Genomic DNA, 19451 nt, shown 5'->3' on the forward strand with positions numbered 1-19451 from the left:
CACCGGCAAGGCCGGCTGAAGCTTCTTGCAGAAAGGTTCAGCAACCTTGCGGCAACGCAGATGTTAGAGGCCCGCCACCCGAAAGGGCAGCGGGCCGTACCAACTTGAAGGAAAAAAGTTGCGGGGCGTACGACCGTCAGGCCGTCGTCCACCACACGGTCGTGTCGGCCGCGACGACGGCCTCGCCGCCCTTCTCCTCCACCTCGCCATTGGTGAGCAGCACCCGCCCGTACGCGGGCACGGTCACCGGCTCACCCGTGGTGTTGGCGACGCACACGAAGTCCCCGCGCCGGAAGGCGAGCACGCCCTCGGGCGCGGCCAGCCACTCCACCGCGTCGCCCGCGCCCAGGTCCGCCTGCTCCCGGCGCACGGCCAGCGCCGAACGGTACAGCTCCAGGGTGGAGCCGGGCACGCCGGTCTGCGCCTCGACGCTCAGCTCGCCCCAGCCCTCCGGCTGCGGCAGCCAGCTCCCGCCGTCGCCGAAGCCGTAGCTCGAGCCCCCGCGGGTCCACGGGATCGGCACCCGGCAGCCGTCGCGGTAGCCGTCCTGGCCCGCGCCACGGAAGTACGCCGGGTCCTGGCGCACCTCGTCCGGCAGGTCCACGACGTCCGGCAGGCCGAGCTCCTCGCCCTGGTAGACGTAGGCCGAGCCGGGCAGCGCCAGCATCAGCAGCGTCGCCGCGCGGGCCCGGCGCAGACCCAGCTCGCGGTCTCCGGCCAGCCGGATCTGGGTGCCGAGGCCGGGCGGGTTGCCGAAGCGGGTGGCGTGCCGGGTGACGTCGTGGTTGGACAGCACCCAGGTGGCCGGGGCGCCGACCGGGCGCATCGCGTCCAGGGTGCGGTCGATGACCTCGCGCAGCTCCGCCGCGTCCCAGTGGCTCGCCAGGTACTGGAAGTTGAAGGCCTGGTGCAGCTCGTCGGGACGCACGTAGTTGGCGGTGCGCTCGACGGTCGGGGTCCAGGCCTCGGCGACGAAGATCCGCCCACCCGTCTCCCGCCCCCGCCCTTCTGCGGAAGGCCCTTCGGGCCCCAGTGCATCGCTGTATTCGTCGAGGATGCGCCGCCACTGCCGGTAGATGTCGTGCACGCCGTCCTGGTCGAAGAACGGGGTGACATCGTTGCCCAGCATCCGCAGCTCGTCGTGGGAGCCCAGGTCCGGCAGGCCCTCGGCCTTCACCATGCCGTGGGCCACGTCGATGCGGAAGCCGTCCACGCCCATGTCCAGCCAGAACCGCAGGATGGAGCGGAACTCGTCGCCGACCGCCGGGTGCTCCCAGTTGAAGTCGGGCTGCTCGGGCGCGAAGAGGTGCAGGTACCACTCGCCGGGCGTGCCGTCGGGCTCGGTGACCCGGGTCCAGGCGGGGCCGCCGAAGATGGACTCCCAGTCGTTGGGCGGGAGCTCGCCGTTCTCACCCTTGCCGGGGCGGAAGTGGTAGCGCTCGCGCAGCGGCGAGCCGGGGCCCTCGGCGAGGGCGCGCTTGAACCACTCGTGCTGGTCGGAGGAGTGGTTGGGCACCAGGTCGACGATGATCCTGAGGCCCAGCGCGTGGGCGTCGCGGATCAGCGCGTCCGCGTCGAGCAGGGTGCCGAACATCGGGTCGACGGCGCGGTAGTCGGCGACGTCGTAGCCGGCGTCGGCCTGCGGGGAGGCGTAGAAGGGGCTCAGCCACACGGCGTCCACACCGAGGTCGCGCAGGTACGGCAGGCGGGAGCGGATGCCTTGCAGGTCGCCCATGCCGTCGCCGTTGCTGTCGGCGAAGCTGCGCGGGTACACCTGGTAGATCACCGCGTCCCGCCACCAGTCACGGCGCCGCGCGACGGTGGCGACGGCCGAGTCGGTCGGGGGAGTCGGGGCCGGGGCGGCGGAGTGCTGGCTCATGTCGTCCTTGATACGGGATTCGGGCAGGGAAGCGGAATGGAGGCGGCCGCGATGACAGCGGGGTCGGATGGCCACGCGGCCGCCTCGGACCCGGGGAAGGGCAACGCCCTCCGGGGGCGCGGGTCTGCGTCGACGTGCGGCTCCGCCGCGCGAGCGCGACCAGCCGCGAGGAACGCGGCAGCCGGCCGACGGCAGTCGCCCCGATCGGCGTTACCCCTTGGTGCCACCGGCCGTAAGGCCGGTGACCAGGTTCTTCTGCACGAGGTAGAAGAACGCGGAGACCGGTATCGCGATCAGGACCGCGGTGGCGGCCATGAGGTTGCGCTGCGCGTCGTGCTCGCTGACGAAGCTCTGCAGACCGACGGCCAGCGTGTACTTCTTGTCGTCGAGCATGAACGTGGTGGCGAAGGCGACCTCGCCGAACGCGGTGATGAAGCTGTAGAACGCGGCGACCGCGAGTCCGGGCCTGGCGAGCGGCAGGATCAGCCGCGCGAAGGTGCCGAACGGGGTGAGCCCGTCGACGCGTCCCGCCTCGTCGATCTCGAACGGGATGGTGTCGAAGTAGCCCTTCATCAGCCAGGCGCAGTACGGCACCGCCGTGGAGCAGTACACGAGGATCAGGCCCAGGTAGCTGTCGATGAGCTGCAGGTCCGAGAGGATCTGGTACATCGGCACCATCAGCACGGCCACCGGGAACATCTGGGTGAGCAGGAGCACCCACATGAACTTCCGGTAGCCCGGGAAGCGCATGCGGGAGACCGCGTAGCCGGTGGTGGCGGCGACGAGGACGCCGATGACCGTGGTGCCGAGCGACACGATCAGCGAGCTCTTCAGCCAGTCGAAGAAGTTCGTGTTCTGCAGCACGAACGCGTAGTTGTCCAGCGTCATCTTGCCCCAGATGCCGCCGGGACGCAGATAGTCGTCCTTGTCGGGGCCGAGGGACAGGAAGACCAGCCAGGCGACCGGGAACAGCGCGATCAGGCTGGCCACGACGAGGATGCCGTGGGAGGTGAGGCGGCCCAGGGGGCTGACCTCACCGCGCCGGCGGCCCTTGCGGGGCGCGGCGGTCCGCGCGTCGGCGGGCCGGCCGGCCTCGGCGGCGGTGGGGAGGGTCGAGGTGCTCATGGGTTCCCGCCTCAGATCGCGAGCTGCTGGTCGTTGCGGTTCAGCCAGCGGCGGTAGAAGGAGGTGAAGACGACGAGGATGGCCAGCAGCAGCATGCCGTAGGCCGCGGACTCGGCGAACTCGCGCGGCTGCTGCCCGAAGCCGAGCTGGTAGGCCCAGGTCACGAGGATCTGCGCGTCCGGGGCGGTGTTGCCGAACAGCAGGAAGATGATCGCGAACTGGTTGAACGTCCAGATGACGCCGAGCAGCACCACGGTGGAGCTGACCGAGCGCAGGCCGGGCAGGGTGACGTGACGGAACCGCTGCCAGGCGCTGGCGCCGTCCATCTCGGCGGCCTCGTAGAGGCTGTTGTCGATGGACTGCAGTCCGCCGAGCAGGGAGACCATCATGAACGGCACGCCGCACCAGGTGTTGACCATGATGGCGGCGAACCGCTGCCAGAAGGAGTCCTCCAGCCACGCCGGGGTGGGCAGGCCGAGGAAGTCGAGGCCGGAGTTGATGATGCCGGCGTCGGCGAGCATGAAGCGCCAGCCGAAGACGGTGACGAAGGTCGGCACGGCCCACGGCAGGATCAGGATCAGCCGGTAGAGGGTGCGCCCGCGCAGCTTCTGGTTGAGCAGCAGGGCGAGGCCCAGGCCGATGGAGTAGTGCAGGAAGACGCAGGCCGCCGTCCACACGATGGTCCAGATGAACTTGGACCAGAACCGGTCGTAGGCGGTCTCGCCCCAGAGGATCTCGGCGTAGTTGTCGAGGCCGACGAACTCGTAGGTGGCCGCGATCTCGTTGACGCCGATGGTGCGGGCCGAGTTGAGGCTGTCGGCGTCGGTGAGGGTGAGGTAGAAGCCGTACGCCAGGGGGTACAGCACGATGACGCCGAGCACGACGGCCACCGGCAGGATCATGGCGTAGGCGTACCAGTGCTTCTGGTAGGCGTGCTTCAGCCTGCGGACCGGTCCGGGGCGGGGCGCGCGGTCACCGCGGCGCTTGCCGGTCGCGCGGTCGATGGCGACTGTCATGGTTCGGCACCTTCTGGATGATCAAGGAGTACGGCTCACAGGCCGGCGGCCGCCGGGCCCTCCCCTCCTGGAAGCGGGTCCGGCGGCCACGCGGGTTACTTGCTGAAGTCCGGCACCAGCTTGGCGAGGGCGGCCTCCGCGTCGCTCAGGCCCTTGTCCAGGGACTCCTTGCCGCTGGCGATCTGCGGCAGCTCGTCGTCCAGCGGGCCCCACAGGGAGCTGTACTCGGGCAGCGCCGGGCGCGGCTGGGCGGCCGAGAGGACCGTCTGGTAACCGGCGATGCCCGGGTCGGTCTTGACCTTGTCGGTGTAGGCGTCGTCACGCGTGGGCAGCGTGGAGTTCTTCAGCGCGATGGTCTCCTGCGCCTTCGCCGAGGTCATGAACTTCACGAACTTCAGCGCGGCCTCCTGCTTCTCCTTGCTGGAGCCGGCGTAGACGGAGAGGTTGTGGCCGCCGGTGGGGGCGCCCGCCTTGCCGGTGGAGCCGGCCGGGACGGTGGCGATGCCGAGGTTGTTCTTGTCCTTGAAGGCGGAGCCCTTGTAGAAGTTGGTGATCTCCCACGGGCCCTGGATGATCGAGGCGACCTTGCCGTTGACGAACGCGTCCTGGATGTGGGCGTAGGCGTCGGCGGTCACGTCGGCCTTGTGCAGGCCCTTGCCCTCGAAGAGGCTCAGCCAGGTGCCGTAGGCCTTCTCGGCCGCGGCGGACTTGACGGTGATCTTCTTGGCGTCGACGTCGACCGTGTCGGTGCCCTCGCCGTACAGGAACGGCTGGGCGTAGTAGCCGGCCGTGGAGCCCCAGTAGCCGTCGACGCCGGTCTTCGTCTTGATGGTGGCGGCGGCCTTCTTCAGGTCGTCCCAGGTCTTGGGGACCTCGACGCCGGCCTTGGCGAAGAGCTCCTTGTTGTACACGAACGCGAGGGTGTCCGTGGTGAACGGGACGCCGTAGGTCTTGCCCTCGTACTTGGCCTGCTCGAGCAGGTTGGGCTTGAACTCGTCCTGCTCGGCGAGGGCCTCGGTGCCGTCCAGGGGCAGGAAGAAGCCCTTTTTGGCGAAGGCGGGGGTCCAGCCGACCTCGGAGCGCAGCACGTCGGGGGCGCCCTTGGAGCCGGCGGCGGTGTCGAACTTGTTCTGCGCCTGGTCGAACGGGACGTTGACGAAGTTGACCTTGATGTCCTTGTTGGCGGCCTCGAACTCCTTGACCAGGGCCTGGTAGGTCGGCGCCTCGTTGGTCGCGTTGGAGGTGTCCCACCAGGTGATGGTGACCGGGCCGCCGGCCTTGTCGCCGCTGTCGCTGTCGCCGCCGCAGGCCGTCGCCGCGAGGGCGAGGGACGCCACCAGCGCGGTGGCCGCTATGCCACGCCGCATGAGGTTCTCCTTGAGGGTTAAGCCCGTGAGGCGGGAACGGCCCCGTCTGCCGTCCCGCGAGGTGCCGACTGCGCCGTTGCGGCGGCCGGGCGACGTGAACGTAACAGCGTCGGAACATTTCCGAAAGACCTTGCAGAAAAGTTTTGCAAGAGCCCGCGACAGTTATGCCGCCGTGACCCGTTCTCAACCGTCGCGCAACCCTGCTTTCCGCCCGTACGCCGGGGGTTCGCACAGTTGTGCAAGACTCTGCAAGCACTTGCCATCCGTTGCCGCCGGGGGGAATCATCCGTTGCGGAGCGGACGCCGACCACGACTTGAGGGATCGCGATGAGCCAGCAGCCCACCACGGGCCGTCCCACGGCGCGCACCAGGCGTCCGATCGGTGCGCAGGGCGACAACCGGCAGCTACAGTCCGGTCCTGTGACCACACGGCTTGCTGACATCGCTGCTCAGGCGGGGGTGAGCGAGGCGACCGTCAGCCGGGTCCTGAACGGGAAGCCGGGCGTCGCCGCCACCACCCGCCAGTCCGTGCTCGCCGCCCTGGACGTGCTGGGCTACGAGCGCCCGGTGCGGCTGCGGCAGCGCAGCGAGGGTCTCGTCGGGCTCATCACGCCCGAGCTGGAGAACCCGATCTTCCCGGCGCTGGCCCAGGTGATCGGGCAGGCGCTGACCCGGCAGGGCTACACCCCGGTGCTCGCCACCCAGACCCCCGGCGGGTCCACCGAGGACGAGCTGACCGAGATGCTCGTGGACCGCGGGGTCGCGGGCATCATCTACGTCTCCGGACTGCACGCCGACACCACCGCCGACATGCAGCGCTACGAGCGGCTGCGGGCGCAGGGCGTGCCGTTCGTGCTCGTGGACGGTTTCTCGCCGAAGGTGCAGGCGCCGTTCATCTCCCCCGACGACCGGGCCGCGATGGCGCTGGCCGTCACCCACCTCGCGTCCCTCGGCCACACCCGGATCGGGCTGGCGCTCGGGCCGAAGCGGTTCGTGCCGGTGCAGCGCAAGATAGAGGGCTTCGTCCGGGCCGTGCAGGAGCAGTCGGGGCTGAGCGCGGAGACGGTCGAGACGGAGCTGATCCAGCACTCGCTGTACACGCTGGAGGGCGGACAGGCCGCGGCCAGCGCGCTGATGGACCGGGACTGCACGGCCGTGGTGTGCGCGAGCGACATGATGGCGCTGGGCGCGATCCGGGCGGCCCGGCAGCGCGGGCTCGAGGTGCCGGACGACATCTCGGTGGTCGGCTTCGACGACTCGCCGCTGATCGCGTTCACCGACCCGCCGCTGACCACGGTCCGCAAGCCGGTCCCGGCGATGGGGCAGGCGGCGGTGCGCACGCTGCTGGAGGAGATCGGCGGGACGCCCGCGCCGCACAGCGAGTTCGTGTTCATGCCCGAGCTGGTGGTGCGCGGTTCGACGGCGTCGGCGCCCGGGGACCGCCATCGTCCCTAGGGAGGAGGCGGGAGGCCCTCTTCCCGGGGCAGAACATGCGGGCCGGACCCGACCGGGGGATGATCCGACGAGAGGTCCTGTCTGGCAGACTCTGTGCCCATGGGTGACTCGACCGTGACCACGCTGGAAGGCCGTCGGGCGGCCGCAGCGAGCCCCGTCGAGGAGACGGCGGGGGCGGGCCGTCTGCGTCGTCTCCGCGCTCCCCGCCGACCCCGGTTGTGGTTCGAGATCCTGCTCATCGCGGTGAGTTACGCCACGTACTCGCTCGTGCGCAACGCGGTGCCGGAGCAGCGGGCGGAGGCGCTGCGCAACGCCGACCTGATCTGGCGGCTGGAGAGCCAGCTCGGCACGGCCTTCGAGCTGTCCGTCAACCACGCGGTGAACTCGGTGACGTGGCTCGTCGTCGGGATGAACTACTACTACGCCACCCTGCACTTCGCGGTGACGCTGGGTGTGCTGGTGTGGCTGTACCGCAGACACCCCGGCCGGTACGCGGCGACCCGGACGGTCCTGTTCGTCACCACGGGCTTCGCCCTGGTCGGCTTCTACCTCTTCCCGCTCGCCCCGCCGCGGCTGATGAACGGCCCGGACTTCATCGACACGGTCCTGGTCCACCAGACCTGGGGCTCGATGGCCTCCGGCGACCTGAAGAACGTCTCCAACCAGTACGCGGCGATGCCGTCCATGCACATCGGCTGGTCGCTGTGGTGCGGCATCGCCCTGTTCGCGCTGGCCACCGTGCCCTGGGTGCGGGTGCTGGGGCTCGTCTACCCGGTGGCCACGCTGGTGGTCATCGTCGCCACCGCCAACCACTTCTGGCTGGACGCGGTCGGCGGCGTCCTGTGCCTCGCCGTCGGCTACGGCGTCACCCACGCCTGGTACGGCCGCCGCCCCTCCGCCCTCCCCCGGCTGCTGCCGGACGACGGGACGGGACGGGAGACGCCGACGGCCCCGGAGCACGGGCCCCCGCAGAAGCGGGGCTGACGCCCCGGAGCCACGCGGGGGCCCGACGGCGGGAGGGCTCACAGTCCCCCGTAGAGGCTCACAGTCCCCCGTAGAACAGCTCCTCCATCACGCCCCGGGCGCGGCGGGCCGTGCGGCGGTAGGCGTCGAGCATGTCCCCGGCGTGGCCGGGGCCGTAGCCCAGGTAACGGCCGACGGCGGCCAGTTCGCGCGGCACCGTGGGGAAGGTGTCCCCCGCCCGGCCCCGTACCAGCATCACCGCGTTGCGGACGCGGGTGGCCAGCACCCACGCCTCGTCGAGGATGCAGGCGTCCTCCGCGGAGACCAGCCCGGCCTCGCGCGCGGCGGCCAGCGCCTCCCGGGTGCGGGTCGTCCGCAGCCCCGGCACCTGAGCGGCGTGCCGCAGCTGCAGCAGCTGCACGGTCCACTCCACGTCGGACAGCCCGCCCGGGCCCAGCTTGGCGTGCAGCTTGGGGTCGGCGCCGCGCGGCAGCCGCTCGGACTCCATGCGGGCCTTCAGCCGCCGGATCTCCCGGACCGCGTCCTCGTCCAGCCCTCCGGCCGGGTACCGCAGCGGGTCGGCCAGCTCCACGAAGCGGCGGCCCAGCTCCTCGTCCCCGGCGACGGGCTCCGCCCGCAGCAGCGCGTGCCGCTCCCACACCAGCGCCCAGCGCCGGTAGTACGCCGCGTAGGAGGCGAGGGTGCGCACCATCGGGCCGGACTTGCCCTCCGGACGCAGGTCGGCGTCGATCAGCAGCGGCGGGTCAGCGCTGGGCGCCTGGAGCAGCCTGCGCATCTCCGCGACCACCTTGTTCGCGGCCTCGGAGGCCTCCCGCTCGTCCACGCCGTCGCGCGGCTCGTGCACGAACAGGACGTCCGCGTCGGAGCCGTAGCCCAGCTCGTGCCCGCCGAAGCGGCCCATGCCGATGACCGCGAACCGGGTGGGAAGGGCGTCCCCCCAGCCCTCGCGGACCACCGCGCGGAGCGTGCCGGCGAGGGTGGCGGCGGTCAGGTCGGACACCGCGTCGCCCACCAGGTCCACCAGGGCGCCCTGGTCGGCCTCGGCGGGCTGGGACTCGGTGCCGTAGGAGCCGACGATGTCGGCGGCGGCCGTGCGGAACAGTTCGCGGCGGCGCACCCCGCGGGCGGCGGTGACGCCCTGGACGGCGTTGTCGGCGCGGCGCACCGCGGCGAGGATCTCCTGCTCCAGGGAGGCGCGGGAGCGGGGGGTGAGGCCGCCGCCGTCCCCGTCGCCGAGCAGCGCCACCGCCTCGGGGGCGCGCATCAGCAGGTCGGGGGCGAGCCGCCCGGCGGACAGCACCCGGGCGAGGTTCTCCGCGGCGGCGCCCTCGTCGCGCAGCAACCGCAGGTACCAGGGGGTCTTGCCGAGGGCGTCGGAGACCTTGCGGAAGTTCAGCAGTCCGGCGTCGGGGTCGGCGGAGTCCGCGAACCAGCCGAGCAGCACCGGCAGCAGGGTGCGCTGGATGGCGGCCTTGCGGGTGACGCCGGAGGCCAGGGCCTCCAGGTGGCGCAGCGCGGCGGCGGGGTCGGCGTAGCCGAGGGCGACCATGCGGGCGCGGGCGGCCTCCGCGCTGAGCCGGGCCTCGCCGGGGGCGAGCGCGGCGACGGCGTCGAGCAGCGGCCGGTAGAACAGCTTCTCGTGCAGCCGCCGCACCACGGTGGCGTGCCGCCGCCACTCGCGGGTCAGGGAGGCCACCGGGTCGGTGCGCAGGCCCAGGGAGCGGCCGAGGCGCCGCAGGTCGGCCTCGTCCTCGGGGACGAGGTGGGTGCGGCGCAGCCGGTGGAGCTGGATGCGGTGCTCCAGGGAGCGCAGGAAGCGGTACGCCTCGTCGAGCTGGGCGGCGTCCGCCCGGCCGACGTAGCCGCCGGCGGCGAGGGCCTTGAGCGCGTCGAGGGTGGCGCCGCTGCGCAGGGAGGCGTCGGCGCGGCCGTGCACGAGCTGGAGGAGCTGCACGGCGAACTCGACGTCCCTCAGGCCGCCGGGGCCGAGCTTGAGCTGGCGGTCGACCTCGGCGACGGGGATGTTCGCCACGACCCGGCGGCGCATCTCCTGCACGTCGGCGACGAAGTTCTCCCGCTCGGCGGCCTGCCACACCAGCGGCCGGAGCGCGGCCGTGTACTCCTCGCCGAGCGCGCGGTCGCCGGCGACGGGGCGGGCCTTGAGCAGCGCCTGGAACTCCCAGGTCTTGGCCCAGCGCTGGTAGTAGGCGAGATGGGAGGCGAGGGTGCGCACCAGCGGCCCGTTGCGGCCCTCCGGCCGCAGGTTGGCGTCCACGGGCCAGATGGAGCCCTCGACGGTGGTCTCCGAGCAGATCCGCATCATGTGCGAGGCGAGCCGGGTCGCGGCGCGCAGCGCCTTGTCCTCGTCGGCGTCGCCGGCCGCCTCGGCGACGAAGATGACGTCGACGTCGGAGACGTAGTTCAGCTCGTGGCCGCCGCACTTGCCCATCGCGATCACCGCGAGCCGGCACAGCGCGTCGTCCTCGGGCGCGTCGGCCGCGGCGAGGGCGAGGGCCGCGCGCAGGGTGGCGGTGGCGAGGTCGGCGAGTTCGGCGGCGGCCTCGGAGACGTCGACGGTGCCGCAGACGTCGCGGGCGGCGATGGACAGCAGGCAGCGCCGGTAGGCGACGCGCAGGGCGACCGGGTCGGTGACGCCGGCCAGGCCGCGTTCGAACTCCTCCACGCCGGGGTGCAGGTCGCGCGGCTCGTAGGTGACGAGGGCCTGCCAGTCGCGGGGGTGCCGGGCGAGGTGCTCGGCGAGCGCCTCGGAAGCGCCGAGCACCCCGAGCAGCCGGTCGCGCAGCGGCTTGGCCGCTATCACGGTGTCCAGCAGCTCCTGGCGTGCGGTGGCGCCGTCCTGCGCCTCCAGCAGCCGCACCAGTCCGCGCAGCGCGAGGTCGGGGTCGGCGGTCCGCCCGAGGGCGTCGAGCAGCACGGGGTCGTCGCGCACGGCCGTCAGCCCGGGGCTGTCGAGGAGGCGTTCGGCGGCCGACGGATCGGTGAAGCCGTGCCGCAGCAGCCGCGTGAAGATACTGCTCCTGCGTCCCGGCGCCGACGTCATCCCCGGCCTCCCTCGTGCCTCGGTTCAGGGTCGTACGGCCCTGAGCCTAGCCGGAGGACGCGATCACGGCCCCGGGGCGGCCCGCGGTGGCGTCCGGAGCCGTGCCGAGGTGTCCTCGGTGGCGGCGCACGCCGTTTTCGGTTTCGGTGAGGGGGAGCCGTTCCGCCGGACCCGGTGGCGGTTCGCCCGACGCGGTACCCGACGACGGAGCCGGAGGCTCTCATGGACATGACCCTCGAAGTGATTCCGCTCCCGGTGAGCGACATCGACCGGGCCCGGGACTTCTACCGGGACAAGGTCGGCTTCCACGTGGACATCGACCAGGAGGTCGTGCCGGGCATGCGCGTCGTCCAGCTGACCCCGCCCGGCTCCGGGTGCTCGATCGCCCTCGGCGACACCCTCTGGGAGACCGCCCCCGGCCCCACTCCGGCGCCCGGCGCCTACCAGGGCCTCCAGCTCTGCGTCGCCGACATCGAGAAGGCCCACGCCGAGCTGACCGCCCGCGGCCTGGAGATCTCCGCACCGGTCCGCTACGCCGACTCCGACGGCGCCACCTTCATGCACTTCGAGGACCCTGACGGCAACGGCTGGGCGGTCCAGGAGTACCGCCGCCGCGCGACGGAACCCCTGCACAAGCTGCTGTCGAAGCAGGCGGAGGAGCAGGCGGAGAGGTAGGCGGAGGGGCAGGGCCGCCGTCGCCGCGTCCGCACGGCGCGGGCGTGCCTCCGTCCGCCGCCCGGCGACGCACGGCAGCCGTCGCGGACAGTACGACATAAAGCCTCTCGATATGTGTCAAAACATCTTAAATGGCCACCCGGACCACGACGGACGGCCCCGTGTGCGGCCCGGAGCGCGGCTTCCGGCCCACGGGGGCACGGGCCGCACGCACACAGTCGATGAGGGGAACACGCCGATGAGTGAGTCCGTACGAACCGGGTCCGCCGGCACCGGGGAGAAGGTGAAGGCAGAGACCTCCGCGACGGCCGGACAGGCCAAGCAGGCCGCCGGACAGGTCGCCGGGACCGCGGCGGAGCAGGCCCGTACCGTCGTGGGAGAGGCACGGGAGCAGGCCGGCACGGTCGTCCAGGACCTGCGCACCCGCGCCGTCGAGGAGGCGGACGGGCAGACCAGGCGGGCCGCCGGCACGCTGCGGCAGTGGGCGACCGACCTCACCGAGCTGGCCGCGCACGCCGAGAGCGACTCCCCCGCCCGCAGCCTGGCGGCGAGGGCGGGCGACAAGGGCCAGCGGGCGGCCGACTACCTGGAGCGCCAGGGCGTCGAGGGCATCGTCGCCGACCTGCAGGGCTTCGCCCGGCGGCGTCCCGGCGCCTTCCTCGGGGGCGCGCTGCTGGCCGGACTGGCCGTGGGCCGCCTGGCGAAGGTGACGCAGGCGGCATCGCAGACGGACGGCGACGGCCGGGCCGAGGTCACCGCGGCGCCGGGGCAGGGCGAGCTGACGCCGCCGGCCGGGACGACGCCTCCCGCGCCGTCCGCCCCGCCGAGCCTGGGCACGCCGCCCGCCGGCACCCCGGGCCGCACCTTCCCGGAGGCGTGAGATGGCCACGATGTCGCCCCTGTCCCGGGTCCGCGCCGCCGAGCCGGAGGTCCAGGAGGAGTCCACGGGCCGGCTCCTGTCCGAGATCACCTCCGACCTGCAGCTCCTCTTCCGCCAGGAGGTGGAGCTGGCCAAGGCCGAGCTGAAGGAGGAGGGCACCAAGGCCGGCAAGGCGGCCGGGATGCTCGGCGGTGCCGGTTTCGCCGGCTACATGGTCCTGCTGTTCGCGTCGCTGGCGGTCATGTTCGGGCTGGCCGGCGTGATGGACGAGGGCTGGGCCGCGCTGATCGTCACCGCGCTGTGGGCCGTTGCCGCAGCCGTGCTGTACCAGAAGGGCCGCGCGAGGATGCGAACCGTCTCGCCGAAGCCCGAGCACACCGTCCAGACGCTGAAGGAGGACGCGGAATGGGCACGTCACCCGACCAAATGAGGGCCGAGATAGCGGCCACGCGGAACCAGCTCTCCGCGGACGTGGACCGGCTCGCCGACCGGGCCAGCCCGCGCCGCATGGCCCAGCGCCGCAAGGCGAGGGTGCGCCGTACGGTGACGGGCGTGCGGGACCGCGTCATGGGCACGGCTTCGAACGCGGCGTACGGTGCGGCCGGCACCGCCCGGTCGGCGGCCGGCTCGGTGCAGTCGGCGGCGGGAACGGCGGCCGGCGCCGTGCAGGAAGGGACCGAGCGCGCGGCCGGCACGGCGCGCGAGGTCGCCGAACAGGCCGGACAGGCCGTCCAGCAGACGCCCGAGATGGCCCGGCGCCAGACGCAGGGCAACCCGATGGCCGCCGGGCTGGTCGCCTTCGGCCTCGGCCTGCTGGCCGCCTCGATGGTGCCCGCCTCCGAGAAGGAGCAGCAGAAGGCGTCCGAGCTGATGGAGCGCGGCGCCGAGGCGCTGGAACCGGTGAAGGAGGCGGCCACGGAGTCGGCCCAGCACCTGAAGGAGGGTGCCGTGGAGGCCGCCCAGAGCGCCGCCTCGGAGGTCAAGGACACCGCCCAGCAGGCGGCCCGCACCACCCAGGACGAGGCGCGCGACCGGGCGGGCCAGGTCACCGAGCAGGCGCGCGACTCCGGCCGTTCCCTCAGGGACGAGGCCCGGAGCCGTTCCGGCCCGCCCGGCTGAGACCGGCGCAGCGCCGGGCCGAGCGTCTGTCCCCGACCGTGCGGTCGGGGACAGACGCTCGGCCCGGCGTGTCCCGGATGCGGGTGCTCGGATCGGCACCGGACGGACGCCGGGTGTGCGGGCGGCGCGGGGCCGCCGGGGTCAGAGGACGAAGACCAGGAGCAGGACCAGGGTCGCCACGAGGCTGATCGCCAACGAGCCGAGGCAGCCGACCCGGTTGCTGAAGAAGAAGAACATGCCTCCCGGGTACCCCGCCGCGCCGCTTCACGCAGCGCGGCGGGGCGTCCCGGGGCGGTTCAGCTCGCGTACGTCTCGAACTCCGCGATGCGCGGGGCGCCCGAGGCGCTGGTGATCTCGAGGGTGATCTTCCGCAGGGAGACCGGGGAGAAGGCGACCGTCCCCGCTCCGCTGCCGGAGGCCAGCACCGCGCCCGTGTCGTGGTCGAGGAGGCGGTACGCGCCGATGGCGCCGGAGCCGGAGGCCAGGCGGATGTGCACCTTGGAGACCGTGGTGGCGGAGCCCCACTTCACCGAGACCGAGCCGGTCGGACCGGACGGCGACCAGTACGTGTTCGTGTTGCCGTCGACGACGTTGCCGTAGCTGGTCCCGGAGGCCTTGGAGGAACCGTCGGCGCCCGCTTTGAGGCTGAGGTTGGCGCCGGTGGGCGGGTCGGTCGGGCCGGGGTCGGTGGGGTCCGGGTCCGGGCCCGGGTCCGTCGGGCCGGGGTCGGTCGGGTCGGGGTTCTGCGGGGTGCAGCTGCCGTCCGAGACCTTCAGGCCCTTGTTGGCGCCCGCCGTCTGCGCCACCACGTTCGGCACGCAGTTCGCCCCGTCGAGCGTGTAGCCGTACGGGATGCTCACCGACGTGTTCGAGGTGGGGTTCGGGCCGGCCGGGTTGTGGTCGCCGCTGCGCGAGGACCAGGTGACGTTGTCGAAGACGTTGCCGCTCACCTGCCAGGAGCCGGCCTGGTCGGTGTAGAAGGTGCCGAGGACGTCCTTGGAGTCCTCGAAGTAGTTGTTGTCCACCTTGGCGCGGGCGCCCGCCCGGGAGTTGATGCCGGAGTCGTTCAGCCGCTTGTAGTGGTTGTTGTACATGTGCGCGATGCCGCCGCGCAGCAGGGGCGCGCGCGAGTCGATGTTCTCGTACAGGTTGTGGTGGAACGTCACGTACCCGTTGGAGCGGTCGCTCTCGCTGGAGCCGATGAGGCCGCCGCGCCCGGAGTTGCGCAGGATGCTGTACGACAGCGTCACGTACTGGGTGTTGTCCTTCATGTCGAACAGGCCGTCGTAGCCCTCGGACTCACCGCCGGACGCCTCCAGCGTGACGTGATCGACCCATACGTTCCTGACATCGCTTTCCATGCCGATGGCGTCGCCGCCGTTCGACGTGGGCGAACCGGACTTCTTGACGTTCCGGACCGTCACGTTCTGGATGACGATGTTGCTGGCCTCGCGGATGTGGATGCCCAGCTGGTCGAAGACCGCGCCGTTGCCGACGCCCACGATGGTGACGTTGCTGATCTGCTTCAGCTCGATCCTGTCGGCGGCGGTGTTGCAGCTCGAGCCCGACACCTTGCTGGTGTTGCCGTGGTTGATGGTGCCCTCGACCTGGATGGTGATCGGGGTCGAGCTGCTGGCCCGGCTGCACAGGGCCTGGTGGATCGCGGTGCCGGTGGTGGCGCGGACCGTCTGCCCGCCCGCCCCGCCGGTGGTCCCGCCGTTCTGGGTCGCGTAGCCGGTGACCCCTCCGGTGGCGGCGGCTGCGGTGGACGTGGACAGCGCCACGCCGGTGGCGGCCGTCAGTGCCCCGGCGGCCAGCAATGCGGAGAGCCGCACGGCGACTGCTCGTCTCATGGTCGTCTCGCCTTTCGTCGTTCACTGTCATGGGCATGTCAGTGCTGCCGATGAGGGAGGGCGGGGTGGGCCTGGCCCATCGGTCGAGAAAGCGCTTTCTGTCTGTGTGTCGCGACAGTAGGGGTGCGCCCTCGGGCTGGCAAGGTTCCGCGCAGTAACGGAATAAGGAACTCCGGATCGCGGGACGGAGGGCGCGGTCACTAGGACATGATCTGACCTAGACGGCTCCTAGCGTGTTTCTCGTCGCGCCGAACGGCACGACACGGCACGAACGACCACGGAACCGATGAAGGCGAAGGCGGAGACCATGACCGTGAACCAGCCGACCACCGACCAGCCCTCCGCCGTCACGGGCGAGCGCGCCGATCTGCTGGAGGTGCTCGCCACGCACCGGGAGTTCCTGCGGACCACCACCCGCGACCTGACCGACGAGCAGGCGGGCCTGCGGACGACGGTGAGCGAGCTGTGCCTGGGCGGCCTGATCAAGCACGTCGCCGCGGTCGAGCGGAGCTGGGTGGACTTCATCCTGGAGGGCCCGTCCGCGATGCCGGACTTCACGGCGATGACGGAGGAGGACTTCGCGCGCCGGAACGCGGAGTTCCGGATGCTGCCCGGGGAGACGCTCACCGGCGTCCTGGACGCGTACGCGGAGGTGGCCCGCCGCACCGAGGAGGTGGTCGCCGGCCTGCCCGACCTGAACGCCTCGTGGCCGCTGCCGAAGGCGCCGTGGTTCGAGGGCCGGCCCGAGTGGAGCGCACGCCGGGCGCTGCTGCACGTCATCGCCGAGACCGCCCAGCACGCGGGCCACGCGGACATCATCCGGGAGGCGCTGGACGGGGCGAAGACGATGGGGTGACGGGCCGTCCCGTGCCTGGAGGACGGGAGCGGCGCCCCCCTCCTCCCCCAGGCGCGGACGCCCGCAGCCCGTTCCGCCCGGCGCGGGACGAAGCAGGCCGAGCCCAGCGCGCCCCGGCGCCCGCACGCTCACCGGGAGCGGCGGGTGACACCCCCTCACCGTCCCGCCCCGGGCCGCCGGAACACAGGCCCGTCCGGTGCGGGACGGGAGCGGCCGGCGCACCGGGGCCTCGTCGAGCGGGGCCGCGATCGGACGCCCCCGGAACCGGGCGCCGGCCCGCGCCTACAGCACCGGCAGGTTCTTCCGCAGCTCGAAGGCCGTGACCTCGGACCGGTACTCCTCCCACTCCTGCTTCTTGTTGCGCAGGAAGAAGTCGAAGACGTGCTCGCCGAGGGTCTCGGCGGCCAGGTCGCTGCGTTCCATCAGGGTGAGCGCCTCGCCCAGGTTCTGCGGGAGCGGCTCGATGCCCAGGGCGCGGCGCTCCGCGTCGGAGAGGGCCCAGACGTCGTCCTCGGCGCCCGGCGGGAGTTCGTAGCCCTCCTCGATGCCCTTGAGGCCGGCCGCGAGGAGCAGGGCGTAGGCCAGGTACGGGTTGGCGCCGGAGTCGAGGGAGCGGACCTCGACGCGCGCCGAGCCGGTCTTGCCGGGCTTGTACATGGGCACGCGGACCAGGGCGGAGCGGTTGTTGTGGCCCCAGCAGATGTAGGAGGGGGCCTCGCCGCCCGCGCCGGCCGGGCGCTCGGCGCCGCCCCAGATGCGCTTGTAGGAGTTGACCCACTGGTTGGTGACGGCGGAGATCTCCGCGGCGTGCCGCAGCAGGCCCGCGATGAAGGAGCGGCCCACCTTGGAGAGCTGGTACTCGGCGCCGGACTCGTAGAAGGCGTTGCGGTCGCCCTCGAAGAGGGAGAGGTGGGTGTGCATGCCGGAGCCGGGGTACTCGGAGAACGGCTTCGGCATGAACGTCGCCTGCACGCCCTGCTCCAACGCCACCTGCTTCATGACCAGGCGGAACGTCATGATGTTGTCCGCCGTGGACAGCGCGTCCGCGTAGCGCAGGTCGATCTCCTGCTGGCCGGGGGCGCCCTCGTGGTGGGAGAACTCCACCGAGATGCCCATCGACTCCAGCATGGTGATCGCCTGGCGGCGGAAGTCCATGCCGACGTTCTGCGGGGTGTGGTCGAAGTAGCCGGAGTTGTCCGCCGGGGTGGGTCGGCTGCCGTCCACCGGCTTGTCCTTCAGCAGGAAGAACTCGATCTCCGGGTGGGTGTAGAAGGTGAAGCCCAGGTCGGAGGTGCGGGCGAGGGCGCGCTTGAGGACGTAGCGCGGGTCCGCGAAGGACGGGGAGCCGTCCGGCATGAGGATGTCGCAGAACATGCGGGCCGTGCCGGGCGCCTCGGCGCGCCAGGGCAGGATCTGGAACGTCGACGGGTCCGGCTTGGCGATCATGTCGGACTCGTGCACCCGGGCGAAGCCCTCGATGGCGGAGCCGTCGAAGCCGATGCCCTCGTCGAAGGCCTGCTCGAGTTCGGCCGGGGCGACGGCCACGGACTTGAGGAAGCCCAGGACGTCGGTGAACCACAGGCGTACGAACCGGATGTCGCGCTCCTCCAGCGTCCGGAGCACGAACTCCTGCTGCTTGTCCATCTTCCGCTTCCCCATTCCTGCCGGTCAGGCCGCCCGCTCCTCCCGGCCCCCGGGAGACGGGCCGGCACTTGTGCATCCCACCACACCAGCGTTTCACACGCGTTGCCGGACCCGGTCCGCCGACCGGCCGCGGCCTGAACCGCCGGCGCCCCGGAACACACCGCCCGTCCGCTCATCCTGCCCGGCCGGACCGGCCGCCACGACAGCGGGCGGGGGCGGCTCCCGCCCCTCGGCCCGCCGGCTCCGCTCCCCCGCGCTCCGGGAGACCACCCCCGGTCAAATTGGAGTCCTGGATGCAAGTTTTAATGAGGGCGCAGGCATCCGACCCACGAGGAGACCCAATGCTGTCCGAGCAGTCCGCCGCCACCGTCCGCGCCACCCTTCCCGCCGTGGGCGCGTCCCTCGGCGAGATCACCGAGCGTTTCTACGCCGGGATGTTCGCCGCCCGTCCCGAGCTGCTGCGCGACCTGTTCAACCGCGGCAACCAGGCCGCCGGCACCCAGCGCCAGGCCCTCGCGGGCTCCATCGCGGCCTTCGCCACGCACCTGCTGGACCACCCCGACCAGCGGCCCGACGCGATGCTGTCGCGCATCGCCCACAAGCACGCCTCCCTCGGCGTCACCCCGGACCAGTACGCGATCGTCCACGAGCACCTGTTCGCCGCCATCGCGGACGTGCTGGGCGACGCGGTCACCCCGGAGGTCGCCGCCGCCTGGGACGAGGTCTACTGGCTGATGGCGAACGCCCTGATCGCCGTCGAGAAGCGGCTCCACGAGGAGCGCGGCGGCGCCGTGTGGCGGCCCTGGGAGGTCGTGGAGCGGGTCACCGAGACCGCCGACGTGGTGACCTTCCGGCTGCGTCCCGCCGACGGCGGCCCGTCGCGCGGCTTCCGTCCGGGCCAGTACGTCTCCGTGCGGGTCCCGCTCGCGGACGGCGCCCGCCAGATCCGGCAGTACAGCCTCTCCGGGGCGCCCGGCCCGGACCTGCGGCAGTTCAGCGTCAAGCGGGTGCACGAGGGTCCGGCGCCCGACGGAGAGGTCTCCACCCACCTCCACGCGCACGTCCGCGTCGGCGACGTCCTGGAGCTGTCCGAGGCCTACGGCGACCTGGTGCCGGACGCCGGCGACGACACCCCGCTGCTGCTGGCCTCCGCCGGGATCGGCGTGACCCCGATCGTCGCGATGCTCGGGCACCTCGCCGCCTCCCCGCACCGCGCCCCGGTCACCGTCGTGCACGGCGACCGCTCCCCCGCCCACCACGCCCTGCGCGCGGACCACGAGGCGTGCGCGGCGAAGCTGCCGGACGCGACCGTGCGGTTCTGGTACGAGCAGGACGCCCCCGAGGGCGCCGGCACCGGTTACGTGGACCTCGCGGACGTGCCGGTCGCGCCCGGCACGCGCGCGTACCTGTGCGGTCCGCTGCCGTTCATGCGGAGGGTGCGCGAGCAGCTGATCGCCAAGGGCGTGGCTCCGGCCGACGTCCACTACGAGGTGTTCGGCCCGGACCTGTGGCTCGCGCGCTGACGGCGCGGGCACGG

General features: G+C 72.3%; 15 protein-coding genes. 8 read left to right on the forward strand and 7 right to left on the reverse strand.

Going from position 1 to position 19451, the window contains the following annotated elements; genetic code table 11:
* Positions 1–136: 136 nt before the first annotated feature.
* From ACWH4W_RS30350 to ACWH4W_RS30365, 4 genes are all read right to left on the reverse strand, one after another.
* Positions 137–1879, reverse strand: coding sequence for a glycoside hydrolase family 13 protein (locus tag ACWH4W_RS30350; protein WP_473079003.1), 1743 nt, complete (start codon positions 1877–1879; stop codon positions 137–139).
* 210 nt (positions 1880–2089) lie between these two features.
* Positions 2090–3004, reverse strand: coding sequence for a sugar ABC transporter permease (locus ACWH4W_RS30355; RefSeq protein ID WP_473079004.1), 915 nt, complete (start codon positions 3002–3004; stop codon positions 2090–2092).
* An 11-nt stretch (positions 3005–3015) separates the two neighbouring features.
* Positions 3016–4020, reverse strand: a complete 1005-nt coding sequence (locus tag ACWH4W_RS30360) for a carbohydrate ABC transporter permease (protein WP_473079005.1) — start codon at positions 4018–4020, stop codon at positions 3016–3018.
* Positions 4021–4115: 95 nt separating this feature from the next.
* Positions 4116–5387, reverse strand: a complete 1272-nt coding sequence (locus ACWH4W_RS30365; RefSeq protein WP_473079006.1) for an extracellular solute-binding protein — start codon at positions 5385–5387, stop codon at positions 4116–4118.
* A gap of 420 nt (positions 5388–5807) precedes the next feature.
* On the opposite strand from ACWH4W_RS30365, the gene ACWH4W_RS30370 reads away from it, so the two are divergent.
* Positions 5808–6842: a LacI family DNA-binding transcriptional regulator gene (locus tag ACWH4W_RS30370; RefSeq protein ID WP_473079007.1), complete on the forward strand. Its 1035-nt coding sequence runs from the start codon at positions 5808–5810 to the stop codon at positions 6840–6842.
* A 99-nt stretch (positions 6843–6941) separates the two neighbouring features.
* Positions 6942–7826: a phosphatase PAP2 family protein gene (locus ACWH4W_RS30375; protein ID WP_473079008.1), complete on the forward strand. Its 885-nt coding sequence runs from the start codon at positions 6942–6944 to the stop codon at positions 7824–7826.
* A 58-nt stretch (positions 7827–7884) separates the two neighbouring features.
* Here the strand turns inward: ACWH4W_RS30375 and ACWH4W_RS30380 are convergent, their stop codons facing one another.
* Positions 7885–10887, reverse strand: a complete 3003-nt coding sequence (locus ACWH4W_RS30380) for a bifunctional [glutamine synthetase] adenylyltransferase/[glutamine synthetase]-adenylyl-L-tyrosine phosphorylase (protein ID WP_473079009.1) — start codon at positions 10885–10887, stop codon at positions 7885–7887.
* 222 nt (positions 10888–11109) lie between these two features.
* Here ACWH4W_RS30380 and ACWH4W_RS30385 point away from each other — a divergent pair, with 222 nt between their 5' ends.
* From ACWH4W_RS30385 to ACWH4W_RS30400, 4 genes are all read left to right on the forward strand, one after another.
* Entirely contained in the window at positions 11110–11562 is a 453-nt protein-coding gene (locus tag ACWH4W_RS30385) for a VOC family protein (protein ID WP_473079010.1), read from the forward strand.
* A gap of 238 nt (positions 11563–11800) precedes the next feature.
* Positions 11801–12442, forward strand: a complete 642-nt coding sequence (locus ACWH4W_RS30390; RefSeq protein WP_473079011.1) for a hypothetical protein — start codon at positions 11801–11803, stop codon at positions 12440–12442.
* Position 12443: 1 nt separating this feature from the next.
* Positions 12444–12872 (forward strand): phage holin family protein, encoded by a 429-nt coding sequence (locus ACWH4W_RS30395; RefSeq protein WP_473079012.1) that lies wholly within the window; start codon positions 12444–12446, stop codon positions 12870–12872.
* Positions 12848–13561, forward strand: coding sequence for a DUF3618 domain-containing protein (locus ACWH4W_RS30400; RefSeq protein WP_473079013.1), 714 nt, complete (start codon positions 12848–12850; stop codon positions 13559–13561). The genes ACWH4W_RS30395 and ACWH4W_RS30400 overlap by 25 nt, the downstream gene beginning before the upstream one ends.
* Positions 13562–13857: 296 nt before the next feature.
* Here the strand turns inward: ACWH4W_RS30400 and ACWH4W_RS30405 are convergent, their stop codons facing one another.
* Positions 13858–15414, reverse strand: a complete 1557-nt coding sequence (locus tag ACWH4W_RS30405) for a pectate lyase family protein (RefSeq protein ID WP_473079014.1) — start codon at positions 15412–15414, stop codon at positions 13858–13860.
* Between the two features lie 307 nt (positions 15415–15721).
* Between ACWH4W_RS30405 and ACWH4W_RS30410 the strand changes: the two genes are divergently transcribed.
* A complete protein-coding gene (locus tag ACWH4W_RS30410) occupies positions 15722–16270 on the forward strand; it encodes a DinB family protein (protein ID WP_473079015.1) in 549 nt (182 codons plus the stop codon).
* A 282-nt stretch (positions 16271–16552) separates the two neighbouring features.
* Here ACWH4W_RS30410 and glnA read toward each other — a convergent pair whose 3' ends face one another.
* Positions 16553–17914, reverse strand: a complete 1362-nt coding sequence (glnA, locus tag ACWH4W_RS30415) for a type I glutamate--ammonia ligase (protein ID WP_473079016.1) — start codon at positions 17912–17914, stop codon at positions 16553–16555.
* 341 nt (positions 17915–18255) lie between these two features.
* On the opposite strand from glnA, the gene ACWH4W_RS30420 reads away from it, so the two are divergent.
* On the forward strand, positions 18256–19437 hold the full coding sequence (locus ACWH4W_RS30420) for a globin domain-containing protein (protein ID WP_473079017.1): 1182 nt from the start codon (positions 18256–18258) through the stop codon (positions 19435–19437).
* Positions 19438–19451 lie beyond the last annotated feature (14 nt).

The sequence above is a fragment of the Streptomyces sp. DSM 120436 genome, from assembly GCF_055778765.1.